9 protein-coding genes are annotated in these 12553 nt (G+C 70.2%); 5 read left to right on the forward strand and 4 right to left on the reverse strand.

Going from position 1 to position 12553, the window contains the following annotated elements:
- Positions 1-20 precede the first annotated feature (20 nt).
- The 5 genes from yidC (at position 21) to BN3788_RS06495 (ending at position 6642) form a co-directional block, all read left to right on the forward strand.
- Positions 21-1181, forward strand: a complete 1161-nt coding sequence (gene yidC / locus BN3788_RS06475) for a membrane protein insertase YidC (protein WP_066583299.1) — start codon at positions 21-23, stop codon at positions 1179-1181.
- A 38-nt stretch (positions 1182-1219) separates the two neighbouring features.
- Positions 1220-1735: a Jag family protein gene (locus BN3788_RS06480; RefSeq protein WP_066583302.1), complete on the forward strand. Its 516-nt coding sequence runs from the start codon at positions 1220-1222 to the stop codon at positions 1733-1735.
- A 473-nt stretch (positions 1736-2208) separates the two neighbouring features.
- Complete coding sequence (rsmG, locus tag BN3788_RS06485) at positions 2209-2889, forward strand: 16S rRNA (guanine(527)-N(7))-methyltransferase RsmG (protein ID WP_066583305.1); 681 nt, start codon at positions 2209-2211, stop codon at positions 2887-2889.
- A gap of 1018 nt (positions 2890-3907) precedes the next feature.
- Positions 3908-5323: an AAA family ATPase gene (locus tag BN3788_RS06490; protein ID WP_390619818.1), complete on the forward strand. Its 1416-nt coding sequence runs from the start codon at positions 3908-3910 to the stop codon at positions 5321-5323.
- A complete protein-coding gene (locus tag BN3788_RS06495) occupies positions 5320-6642 on the forward strand; it encodes a ParB/RepB/Spo0J family partition protein (RefSeq protein ID WP_066583307.1) in 1323 nt (440 codons plus the stop codon). The genes BN3788_RS06490 and BN3788_RS06495 overlap by 4 nt, the downstream gene beginning before the upstream one ends.
- A gap of 168 nt (positions 6643-6810) precedes the next feature.
- Here the strand turns inward: BN3788_RS06495 and BN3788_RS06500 are convergent, their stop codons facing one another.
- The 4 genes from BN3788_RS06500 to trxB all read right to left on the reverse strand — a co-directional run bounded on the left by BN3788_RS06500 (position 6811) and on the right by trxB (position 10655).
- The gene (locus BN3788_RS06500) at positions 6811-7770 is read right to left on the reverse strand and encodes a D-alanine--D-alanine ligase family protein (RefSeq protein ID WP_066583309.1); all 960 of its coding nucleotides are present in this window, start codon (positions 7768-7770) and stop codon (positions 6811-6813) included.
- 82 nt (positions 7771-7852) lie between these two features.
- A complete protein-coding gene (locus BN3788_RS06505; RefSeq protein ID WP_082812724.1) occupies positions 7853-9082 on the reverse strand; it encodes an aminotransferase-like domain-containing protein in 1230 nt (409 codons plus the stop codon).
- Positions 9083-9309: 227 nt separating this feature from the next.
- Positions 9310-9654: a thioredoxin gene (gene trxA / locus BN3788_RS06510; RefSeq protein WP_066583312.1), complete on the reverse strand. Its 345-nt coding sequence runs from the start codon at positions 9652-9654 to the stop codon at positions 9310-9312.
- Positions 9651-10655, reverse strand: a complete 1005-nt coding sequence (gene trxB, locus BN3788_RS06515; RefSeq protein WP_066584326.1) for a thioredoxin-disulfide reductase — start codon at positions 10653-10655, stop codon at positions 9651-9653. The genes trxA and trxB overlap by 4 nt, the downstream gene beginning before the upstream one ends.
- Positions 10656-12553: the final 1898 nt, after the last annotated feature.

The raw sequence follows: 12553 nt of genomic DNA on the forward strand, positions 1-12553 counted from the left end.
CCACCGAGGAGCTCTGCCACATGTCGTGGTTCGACGGACTGCTATGGCCGATCATGGTCGTGGTCGCTTGGATCATGGTCCAGTTCCACAAGGTGCTCGCTTGGTTGGGAATGGACCCCGCCGGTGGCGTCGCCTGGACGCTGTCCATCGTCGGCCTGGTGATCGTGATCCGGATCATCCTGATCCCGCTCTTCTTCAAGCAGATCAGGGCTTCGCGCGGCATGCAGCTGCTGGCGCCCGAGATGCAGGCGATCCAGAAGAAGTACAAGGGGAAGCAGGACCCCGCGTCGCGTGAGGCCATGAGCCGCGAGACGATGGCGCTCTACAAGAAGCATGGGACGAATCCGTTCTCGTCGTGCCTGCCGATCCTGCTGCAGTCACCGATCTTCTTCGCGCTGTTCCGGGTGCTGTACTCCATGCCCCTGATCGCCGCGGGCACCTACGAGCGCAGCCCCAACATCGGCCCGATCACCCCTGCTGTGGCGCAGGAGTTCGAGTCGGCCACCATCTTCGGGGCCCCGTTGTCCGGCTACTTCCTGCAGCCTGGCGCGGACATCAACATCAAGATCGTCACGGTCATCCTGATCGTCGCGATGTCGGCCACGACGTTCTTCACGCAGCGCCAGCTCACGATGAAGAACATGCCGCCGTCGGCGCTGCAGGGTCCGATGGCCCAGCAGCAGAAGATGATGCTCTACGCGCTGCCGGTCATCTTCGCGATCTCGGGCGTCAACTTCCCGATCGGTGTGCTCATTTACTGGACCACGACCAACGTGTGGTCGATGGGCCAGCAGTTCTACACGATCCGCCGCATGCCGGCCCCCGGCTCCGCCGCCGAGAAGGCGTTCAAGGAGCGGAAGGCGCGCAAGGCCGCTGCCAAGGGCATCGTGATCGAAGAAGAGAAGCCCGTCATCGAGGAGAAGCCGCGCGGTCAGCGGCCGCAGCCGAAGCGCAAGGACCGCGCGAAGCCGCGTCCCGTGGACGGCACGTCGACAGGCGCCGAGGCGTCGAGCACGGCGGAGCCCAGCGAGACGTCTGTGGAGAAGCCGCGTCCGGCGGCTGGACAGCGTCCCAAGTCGTCCGGCGCGTCCGGTGCGTCCGGCGCCCGGAAGCCGTCCAGCGGCGCTAAGCCCGGCGCCGCGCGTCCGAAGCCTTCCCCCAAGAAGAAGCCCACGAAGTAACGCTCACCCGGCGCCGAGCCGACTGACGAGGAGCACCGATGACGTCTTCTGAAACACCCGCCGCGCCTGCCGAGGCGAGCCCGACCACGCGCCTCGAAGAAGAGGGCGAGATCGCCGCTGACTACCTCGAGGAGCTGCTGGACATCGCTGACCTCGACGGCGATATCGACATCGACGTGGATCATGGCCGCGCCGCGGTCGAGATCATCGGCGAGGAGGGCTCGGTGCGAGCCCTTCGCCGGCTCGTCGGTCGCGACGGCGAGGTGCTGGACTCGCTCCAGGAGCTGACGCGGCTGGCTGTGCAGGCGAAGACGGGGGAGCGGAGCCGGCTGATGCTCGACATCGCCGGGTTCCGCGCCGCTCGTCGACTCGAGCTGATCGAGATCGCCAACGAGGCCATCGCGCGGGTCAAGGCCGACGGCGCCGATGTGGCGCTCTCGCCGATGAACCCGTTCGAGCGGAAGGTCGTCCACGACGCCGTCGCGGCCGCCGGACTTGTCAGCGACTCTGACGGCGTGGAGCCGTCTCGCCACGTGGTGATCCGCTCCGCATAGCTCGACGCAGCGGCGGGCGTCGAGACTGGCGCCAATCGACGCGAGAACGGCCGGTCCTTGGGGCCGGCCGTTCTCGTTTCACGTGAAACGACGATCAGGATCCCGCGGCGCCACCCCCGTCGACCCTCTCGTGGAGCGGCATCGGATCAGCGTGGTGCGATGACTGCCGCGGTGTTCCACGTGAAACAGGAACTCGATCGTGAGGTGTCGTTTCACGTGGAACATGGGCACGGGTGGATGACGGAGTGGTGCCCGTGCGACACGTCGGCAGCGCGGTACGGTAGGGCAGCCCCAATGCCGGAGTTCTGGCGAGCGCGAACGGCTGAAACAGTGACCGCGCGACCAGTAAGCAAGCGTAGGGCTAGTACGTCACAGGACGTCGGACGGACGAGTGGTGCGCGATCTTCGCCCATAACGATTCGTAGTGAACATCGCAGCCCCGGCATTGCGGGTAGCACGAGGAGGGGACCAGCGTGTCGAGCGGCGAGCACAGTGCGGAGCAGTCGGAGATCGACCCGTGGCAGGGCGACACGCGGCTGGTCGATTTCTTCGGCCCTGCGTGGCCTGCCATCGAGGGATTCCATCGACTGTTGACCGATGAGGGCGTGCTGCGCGGTCTCGTGGGACCGCGTGAGGTCGGCCGACTCTGGGAACGGCACCTGTTGAACTCGGCCGCCGTCGTCCCGTTCCTTCCGGAGACCGGCAGGATCATCGACATCGGCTCCGGCGCAGGCCTTCCCGGCATCGTGGTCGCGGCGATGCGGCCCGATGCCGAGGTCGTGCTTCTCGAGCCGATGGAGCGTCGCATCGACTGGCTCACTGAGGTCGTCGACGAGCTGGGCCTGGCCAACGCTGTGGTCACGCGCGGACGAGCCGAGGATCTCCACGGTGAGCTGCGAGCGGATGCCGTGACGGCGCGCGCGGTGGCGCCCCTGGACCGGTTGTACCGCTGGGCTCTCCCGTTGCTGGGCAAGGGGGGAGTGCTCGTCGCCCTCAAGGGCGCCCGCGCACAGGAAGAGGTCGACGCCGGCGCCCGCTGGGCGAAGAAGCTCGGTGGGGGACCTGCGGAGGTCATCAGTGCGTCCACGATCGCAGGAGCCGAGCAGACGACCGTGGTCCGCGTCGTTCGGGAGGCTGAGCGCGGTGTTCGGTAGGAAGAAGCGACGACAGCGGGCCGCTGAGGAGGCTCAGGTCGCCGCTCCCACAGCGGACGCTGCGTGGACGCCCGGGCCAGGGGCGATGGAGCCAGGCGTCACGGCGAATGCCGCGGAGAGTGCGGGCATCGCCGCGGAGATGGCCGACGGACCAGGCGCGCCGGCCCCCGCGCTGGCTGTTTCACGCGAAACTGGTGCCCTGGCGGGTGGACCGGGGGGAGTCTCTGGCGCGGAATCGGCAGATCGACTCGTGACCGTGGCCTCGGCCTCAGATGCGCAGCCGTCGATGGAGCTGGGCGACTCCACGGCCGGGCTGCCCCAGCGAAGCCGTCGTTCCGCGTCCGAGAGCGTCGACCGAGAGCGCGAGATGGTCCCCGCACCCTTCGCCGGCCTCTCCGAGTCGGCTCAGGAGTTCCTCCAGGCAAGCTCGGCGCGTGCTGAGCCGTCACCCACCGTTGGGTCGGCCAGTGGGCAGGTCGCCGGCGCCCCGACGGCGGACGGCGACGGCAGCGCGAGCGCCGCTCGTGGTGTCGTTCTTGCCAGTGGCTCGGCAGCCACCGACGGCCTGGCGCCCGCCGAAGCCTCGGCGCCGGTTGTCGGCTCGGGGTCTGTTATCAGCTCAGGGTCCGTCAACGGCTCAGGGTCGGCCGATGGATCCGCATCCTCAGGCGCGTCGGCTCATTCCGGAGCTACGGCATCGGGTGCGGAGGCACTGGCCGATCACCCTGTTGCTCGGCGGCACTTCTGGGCACCCGTGGACAGTGGTCGCGAGGTCCCCGCGTATGACGAGTCAACGTCAAAGGACGCCGATGATCACGCGGTGGCGCCTGCCCGCCGAAGCCCTATCGGTGACGATGAGAACTCGACGCCACACGGAGCAGGGGCTGTCCGGAGTCCTGGCGACGCTGGTGGTGGGCTGCCCGCTGTTTCACGTGAAACGGAGCAGCCCTCTGACGATGCGCGCGATGCGCTGAGCCTCGAGGGCCTCGCCGTGCTGGAGGGGGGTCCTCCGTCACCGGTGGCAGAGGAGTCGGATGCCCCGGCCTCCGGTCCGGCCGAGAGTGTGGCGGATGACGCTGTCGATCCACTCACTTCGCCGCGGCTCGACGACCCGCGTTTCGACTCCCCGCCGCCGAACCACGGCACGGGTCAGACACCCGATGGCGAGCCCGTGGCCTTGCCGCCCTTGGTGGCGGGTGCCGCGCGGGAGGCCGCCGAGGCCGCCGAGAAGTACGCCTCGACGCGGCCGTCCGGTGGTGGCGGCTCCACCTATAGCAGCGAACACGCAGGTCAGAGGCTCGACGATCTCTCGTCATCGTCCTCTGCCAAGTCCAACCCGCCCACCGACTCCGATGAAGAAAGGCGTGCGGCGCTCGTCAAGAGCCTCCCGGACGCAGATGAGGACACACCGCTGATGGCCCAGATCCAGGAGGATGCGCGTCGGCGCATCGAGCTCCGTGGACGCAAGTTCCCACGTCCTGCCAAGACTCGCGTCATCACCGTCGCGAACCAGAAGGGTGGGGTCGGCAAGACGACCACCACTGTCAACATGGCTGCGGCGTTGGCCCAGGCCGGGCTGAATGTCCTCGTGCTCGACAACGACCCGCAGGGCAACGCCTCCACGGCGCTCGGCGTGGACCATCGCGCGGGCACTCCGTCCATCTACGAAGTCCTGGTCGAGGGCGCCCCGATGGCGGATGCCGTGCAGGAAAGCCCGGATACGCCGAACCTCTGGTGCCTCCCAGCCACGATCGATCTGTCGGGCGCCGAGATCGAGTTGGTGTCGATGGTCGCGCGCGAGACCCGCCTGCGCACCGCGCTCGACCAGTACCTCGAGGGCCGCATCGCCGCTGGTCAGGAGCCGATCGACTATGTCTTCGTCGACTGCCCGCCGAGCCTTGGCCTGCTCACGGTCAACGCGTTCGTGGTTGCTCGGGAGGTGCTCATCCCGATCCAGTGCGAGTACTACGCGCTGGAAGGGCTCACCCAGCTCCTCAAGACCATTCAGCTGATCCAGGCGCACCTCAACCCGCAGTTGCACGTCTCCACGATCCTCCTGACGATGTACGACGCTCGCACGAACCTCGCCCAGCAGGTCGCACAGGAGGTGCGCGAGCACTTCCCCGACGTGACGCTACGAACCGCGGTGCCGCGATCGGTGCGCATCTCCGAGGCTCCGAGTTATGGGCAGACGGTCATCACGTACGACGCCGGTTCGTCTGGCGCTCTGGCGTACCTGGAAGCAGCCCGGGAGTTCGCGGAGCGCGCTGAGCCGGCGGTCGGCGGTGGGGGAGCGATGTCCTCCACCGTGCAGCGCGCATGGCAGGCTGCCGACGCGATGGCCTCGGCGCACAACAGCACGTCGGCCCCCGCATCGAACGGTTCCGGCGATGACGCCGGCACCGCGACCCCCCAGCAGCAGGAGGAGTTGTGAGCGAGAAGCGTCGTGGTCTCGGGCGAGGTCTCGGGGCACTGATCCCGACTGGCCTCGATGGGCAGCGTTCCTCAGAGGGCCAGCGTCCGGTGGACGTCTTCTTCCCTGACAACCGCAAGGACGAGCGCGCATCGAATGAGGCTGCGGCGAAGGCGGCAGCGCAGGCTGAAGCTGTTTCACGTGAAACAGCGGCACCGACGACGACATCAGCGGCGACGGAGTCGTTGACCACCGAGGCGCCGGAGCAGGCTGGCAGCAACGGTGAAGCGGGCGCCGCTGCCGGACGTGGTGCCGAAGCCGACACTCCGACCGCGCAGCCGGTGGAGCAGGAAGCCGGGAAGGTGGCCAGTGCTGCCGTAACGGTTGGCGCGGACGCGCGGGTCGCGAACGGCACACTGTCGAATGGCGTCCCCGGTGCGGGGACTGGGGCTGGCGCCGAGGTCGCGGATGTGGCTCCCACGGCGACGGCGGCTCCCGCGGATGAGGGCGATGCGCTGCTCACCGTGCCGGGGGCCCGGTTCGCTGAGCTGCCCGTGGGATCCATTCGACCGAACCCTCGGCAGCCACGGACGGTCTTCCAGGAGGACGCCCTCGACGAGTTGATCGGGTCGATCCGGGAGATCGGCGTCCTGCAGCCGATTGTCGTGCGGCCCGACGGCGCCGACGGCTACGAGCTCATCATGGGCGAGCGCCGGTGGCGTGCGACGCAGGCTGCCGGGCTGGCCACCATCCCCGCGATCGTCCGGGACACCGAGGACAGCGACCTGCTGCGCGACGCGCTGCTGGAGAACCTGCACCGTTCGGAGCTCAACCCCCTCGAGGAGGCGGCTGCGTACCGCCAGCTCCTGGATGACTTCGGGTGCACGCATGAGGAGCTGGCCACGCGGATCCACCGCTCGCGCCCGCAGATCTCGAACACACTGCGACTGCTGCGCCTGCCTCCGCTGGTGCAGCGGCGGGTGGCCGCTGGAGTGCTCTCCGCCGGACACGCGCGGGCATTGCTCGGCCTCGAGGACGGCGCGGCGATCGAGCGTCTTGCCCAGCGCATTGTCTCGGAGGGCCTGTCGGTGCGCGCGGTCGAGGAGATCGTGTCCCTGGGGGGAGAGGCGGCGCCGGCACGGCGTCAGCCTCGCGCTGGTGAGCGGAACGAGGCGCTCGACGAGCTGGCGTCACGGCTCTCCGACCGGCTCGACACCCGGGTGAAGATCAACCTCGGCAAGTCCCGCGGCCGGCTGACCGTGGAGTTCGCCTCGGTGCAGGACCTCAATCGCATCCTGGAGAGCCTGACCCCGGATGAGCCGGGGTTCCTGCGCTCCTGAGCGAGCTACCCCACCCGGCGTTCCACGTGAAACGGCCAGCCAGATCACTCTGGCTGGCCGTTTCACGTGGAACATCGCGGTAGGCGCGGTGTGGACCTGATCCGGTTCAGTCGACGCGCGTCGCACGACGGGTGGCCGCCCCGCACGTCCGCGGCCAGAGCCTGGACGTCAGGGCTTTCGTGCGGCCTCGGCGAGCGCGCGGTAGAGCGTGCTGAGCTCGTGCCCCGCAGCCTCGGCGGCCTGGGGGAACAACGACGTCTCGGTCATGCCTGGTGCGACGTTGACCTCGAGGAAGTAGACGGTCCCGTCATCGCCGATGATGAGGTCGGTCCGCGACAGGTCCTGGAGGCCCAGTGCCCGGTGAGCCGCCACAGCGACCTGACCTGCGCGTTCGGCCAACTCCGGTGACAGCCGTGCGGGTGTGAAGTACTCAGTGCGGCCGGGGTTGTAGCGCGCGTCGTAGTCGTACGGGCCATCGGTGACGATCTCGACGGCGGGCAGCGGCTCGGGCCCGTTGCCGATGTCGATGACGCTCACGGCGACCTCGGTGCCGCTGATCGCCCGCTCGATGAGCGCGGTGTCGCCGTAGGCGAAGCAGTCCACCATCGCCCGCGGAAGCTCCCCGGCTTCCCGGACGAGGTTCACCCCAAGCGCCGAGCCGCCGGTGGCCGGCTTGACCACCAGGGGAAGCCCCAGCCTGTCGATGATGGCGTCCAGGACGCGGCTGGCCCCGAGCTCGCGGAAGAGGCTCTGGGGGAGCGTCACGAACTCCGGGGTGTCGATTCCCTCCCGCGCGATGACGGTCTTCGCGATCGGCTTGCTCCACGCGATCCGGCTGGCCCGCGGCCCGGTGCCGAGGTATGGCATGCCCAGCAGCTCCAGGACGTCGCGCACGGAGCCGTCCTCACCGCTGGCGCCGTGCAGCAGTGGCCAGACGATGTCGGGTGCGGTCTCGCGGAGGGCGGGGACGAGGTCGGCGTCGACGTCGTGCACGGTGACCTCGGCGCCTGAGGCGCGCAGCGCGTCGGCGACCCGTCGACCGGACCGGAGTGACACATCGCGCTCATGGGAGAGGCCACCGGCAAGGATGACGACGCGCAAGGGGGAGAGGCTGGTGGTGTCGGTCACGGGGGCGGACGCTCCGGGTTCTGCAAGGACGGTGCTCGAGCCGGGGTGGTCGAGCCGGGGGGTGCTCGGGTGGATCAGACGATCAGGTGAGGTCGGGGCCGGGCGCCTGGATCGTGCGGTTCGGGGCGCCGGGACCCGTGCCGAACAGCGAGACGAGCTCGGTCTCGCCGGCGACGACGCCTGCGAGCCGGCGCACGCCTTCGCGAATGCGCTCGGGGGTGGGGAAGCAGTACGAGAGTCGCATGTGGCTGGCTCCCTGCCCATCGGCGTAGAACGCGGTGCCGGGCACGTAGGCCACCCGCGAGGTGACAGCGCGCGGCAGCATCGCCTTCGCGTCGAGGCCGTCGGGGAGCTTCACCCAGGTGTAGAACCCGCCGTTCGGGACAGTCCAACTCGCATCGGGCAGGTGCTCGGCCAGGGAGCCGATCATGGCGTCGCGCCGTTCGCGGTAGAGCTCGCGGAACGACTTGACCTGCCCCTTCCAGTCACAGGTGGACAGGTAGGCGCTGATCGCGAGCTGGGACGCGTTCGACGGGCAGAGGATCGCGGACTCGCTGGCCAGGACGAGTTTCTCCCGGACGGCGTGGGGGGCCACCGCCCAGCCGACGCGGTAGCCAGGTGCGAACGTCTTCGAGAACGAGCCGAGGTAGATGACGCCCTCGTCGTCCATGGCGCGCATCGCGGGGAGGGGGTCGCCGTCGAAGCCGAGCAGGCCGTACGGGTTGTCCTCGAGCACGAGCACGCCGTGGCGGCGCGCGATCTCGAGGATCTGGGGTCGGCGCTCGGCGGAGAGCGTGACCCCGGCGGGGTTGTGGAAGTTCGGCACCGTGTACAGGAGCTTGACCCGCCGGCCCTCGCGCTCGAGGGAGGTGAGGGTCTCCTCGAGGGCGGCGGGGATGAGCCCGTCCGCGTCGAGCGGGACGTGCACGACGTCGGCCTGGTAGGCGCTGAAGACGCCGAGCGCGCCGACGTAAGAGGGCGCCTCGGCGACCACCACGTCGCCCGGGTCGATGAAGATGCGAGTCACAAGGTCGAGAGCTTGTTGAGAGCCGGTGGTGACCACCACGTCGTCGGGGTGTGCGGTGATCCCCTCGAGGCGCATCACCTCGAGGATCTGCTCACGCAGCCCTTCATCGCCCTGCCCGGACCCGTACTGGAGGGCTGTGGTGCCGCGGGTGGCGATGACACGCTGGGTCAGCTCGCCGAGGATATCGAGGGGCAGGCCCTCGAGGTACGGCATGCCACCGGCCAGCGACACGACCTCAGGCCGGTTGGCCACGGCGAACAGCGCGCGGATCTCGGAGGCCCGCATGCCCTGGGTGCGGGCGGCGTAGGACGACAACCAGGGGTCGAGCCTGGTGCCGGCAGCAGCCGCGTGCGGGGGGTTGCCCGACGCGGTGCCGCCGGGAGTCAGGTTCTCGTTCACCTTCCGAGTGTCGCACGCACCGACGCCGCCGACGTCCCGTCGTCCATCCGCCGCGCGCGCCGACACCGCTCCACCACCAACCCGCGCGCGGCCCGTCGCTCAGTGCCGCCTGGTCAGACGCCTGTCGCGGCCTCGGCGAGCACCGCGTCGAGCTCCTTGGCGATGGCCTGCTTGGGATGCGCCCCGATGAGGGTCCGTGCGAGCTCGCCACCCACGTAGAAGTTCAGCGTCGGGATGGACGCCACGCTGTAGCGCGCGGTGATGCCCGGGTTCTCGTCCGAGTTGACCTTGACGATCCTCGCGCGGCCGGCGTACTCGTCGGCGAGCTCCTCCAGCACGGGCGCCACCAATCGGCACGGACCGCACCAGGGCGCCCAGAAGTCGACGATGACCGGCAGCTCGGCGTCGAGGACCTCAGACTGGAAGGTGGCCTCGGTGACGTCGGGGGTGGTGCTCATACGGCCTTCTCCTCTTCCACGAGCGCCGCCGGGATCTCGGACGGGGACGCCGGGTCGACATGGGCGAGCGCGGCGAGGTAGTTCTGCGCGTCGATCGCCGCCGAGCAGCCCGTGCCGGCGGCGGTGATGGCCTGCCGGTACGTGTGGTCGACGACGTCGCCGCAGGCGAAGACGCCGGGCAGGTTCGTGGCAGTGGTGCGCCCGACAACCTCGATGTAGCCGTTCTCGTCGACGTCCACCTGGCCGACGACCAGCTCGGAGCGCGGGACGTGCCCGATGGCGACGAAGACGCCCGCAGCGCCCACCTCGCGCTCGGCTCCGGTGACGGTGTCGCGCAGGGTGACCCCGGTGACCTTGTCGGCGCCGTGGATGGCCACGACCTCGCTGTTCCACGCGAAGTTGATCTTCGGGTTGGCGCGGGCGCGGTCGGCCATGATCTTCGAGGCGCGCAGGTCGTCGCGGCGGTGCACGATCGTGACGCTCTTGCCGAAACGCGTCAGGAACGTGGCCTCCTCGACGGCGGAGTCGCCGCCGCCGATCACGAGGATGTCCTGGTCACGGAAGAAGAAGCCGTCGCAGGTGGCACACCAGGACACTCCACGGCCGGACAGGCGCTTCTCGTCGGGCAGCCCGAGCTCGCGGTACGCGGAGCCGGTGGACAGGATGACGGCGAGGGCGCGGAACACATCGCCGCTGCCGAGCTCGATGGTCTTCACGTCGCCCGTGAGGTCCATCTTCACGACGTCGTCCCAGAGGATCTCGGCGCCGAACTTCTCGGCCTGCTTCTGCAGGTTCTCCATGAGCTCGGGGCCCTGGATGCCGTCGGGGAAGCCGGGGAAGTTCTCAACCTCGGTGGTGTTCATCAGGGCGCCACCAGCGGTGACGGACCCGGCGACGACCAAGGGGGCCAGACCGGCGCGGGCCGCGTAGATCGCTGCGGTGTACCCGGCGGGGCCCGAGCCGACGATGATGAGGTCGCGCGGGAGGAGCTGCTCAGTCACTTGACGTCCTTGGCGGTCGCGGGTCGGTGTCGACAGCAGAACTGTCTGTCGATCTCTTCTGTCCCCCCGCCCGTGGGCGCCCGGTCGGGGGGGGAGTGATCGGCGGGGGCAGGGGAGGGGGATCTCCGTGAGCTCGATGAGGGACCCGCCGCTCGTTGCCGTGGGGGGCTCGGGGAACCAGATGACGAGGGAGTCGGTGGTGACCGGCTCGGAGAACTCGAGCACCGTGTTCGCCGACATGGCGCCGCTGGCGAGCACGGAACCGGACTCCGGGTCGGCGGCGGTGCCCTCGCGCACCTCGACCTGGCCGCCGGCGCCGTTGACGTTGAGCGTCACGCTGCTCACGGTGGTGGAGCCGTCCAAGGTGAGGACGATGCCGACCTTCGGCTTGCGTGGCCCGAGGAAGTTCGAGTTGTTGTAGGTGTGCGTCTTCCAGAAAGTCGCCGGGTCGCCGTCGAAGGCGCGCCCGATCATGTCCTCGTACTCGCCGTCGTCGTCGGACGGGTCGATCGTCGTCGCAGAGGCGACGACCGGCGCCGCGCCAGCCTCGGCGCCACGGCTCGGGCTGGGGGTCGCCGACGGCGTCTGCTGCTGCTCCGTCGTCGGGCTCTGCTCGGACTCGTCCTGGGTGCTGGAGGTCGAGGCCGGGGCGGCGCCCGCGTCGTCGTCTCTGCCGCCGATGGGGCTGAACAGCGAGGTCAGGGCGACGATGACGCCGATCACCAGGAGGATCCCGACGACGAGCAGGACGAGCTTCGTGGGGTCGAAGCGCCGCGTGGTGACCGTCTCGTCGTCATCTGCCGCCGACGAGAAGTCGAACGGGCTGGTGGGGAGGCTGGGCGGGACCGGCGGCGGCGCGGACGATGACGCGGCGGGGCCGCCGGGGATCGCGGCGGTGCGCTGGACGGTTCCCACGGGGATGGGCGCCACGGTGGGCCTGGCCTGCGCGAGTCCGGGCTGCGGTGCGCTGTGCTGCGTGCGGGCCGGCGGGGTGGCGTGCGTGGGGGCCGCAGGAGTGCCAGCGGCGGCCTCTGCGGGCCACCCGGCGGTGCCGGCGCTGTGGGCGCTGGACGGGAACGCCCCACGGCCGCGCGGAGTGGCGGGCGGAGGCGTGCCAGGACGCCCGGTGCCGGCGGACGGCGCGTCGTGGAACGCCGAGCGCACGGACTGCCGCTCAACCCGGCCGGGCATGGTCATCTGCGCCGTCGCCTCGGCGTCGGACTCGGCCGAGACGTCGCGGACCGGCTCCTGCAGCATGGTGCGCGCGGGATCCGCTGAGGCGTCGAGCGGGCCCAGGGTGCGGATCTCGCCCCAGGGCTCGAGCTCGCGGACGAGCTCGGCAGGGCTGCGGGGGCCGTCGTCGTGCGGGCCGAGGGTCACAGCGCACAGCGTGTCGAGGTCGGCGCGCACGTTCGCGGCGAGGTCCCCCGGCGCGCCCAGCACACCGTCGACCACCGGGGCAGCGGGCAGGCCTGAGGCGGGGACGTCGCCGTCGCCCTCGGGCCAGTGGCCGGTGAGGGCGGTGTAGAGCAGGCGCACGAGGCCGATGGTGTCGGAGCGGGTGGTCGCCGCCGCGTCGCCGAGGCCGTGGCCGAGCAGCGCGCCGTCCATGGCAAGCCCGCTGAGCAGCAGGCGGCCCTCGGGGGTGATGTGCACGACGGAGGGGCGCAGCGCGAGGTGGTGGACTCCGCGGCGGCGTGCGACCTCGAGCGCGGCGGCGGCCTCGCCGACCACGGAGCGCGCCTGGTCGGACGTCAGCGGGCCGCGGGCGACGAGCTCGGCAAGGGACGGCCCGGCCACGTGCTCGGTGACGACGTAGCCGACGCCCTCGTGATTGCCCACATCGAGGATGCGGACGAGGCGCGGGTCGGAGACGAGGGCGGCGCGGCGCGCGGCGT

This window comes from Cellulomonas timonensis (genome assembly GCF_900046455.1).
Classification (GTDB): domain Bacteria; phylum Actinomycetota; class Actinomycetes; order Actinomycetales; family Cellulomonadaceae; genus Cellulomonas_A; species Cellulomonas_A timonensis.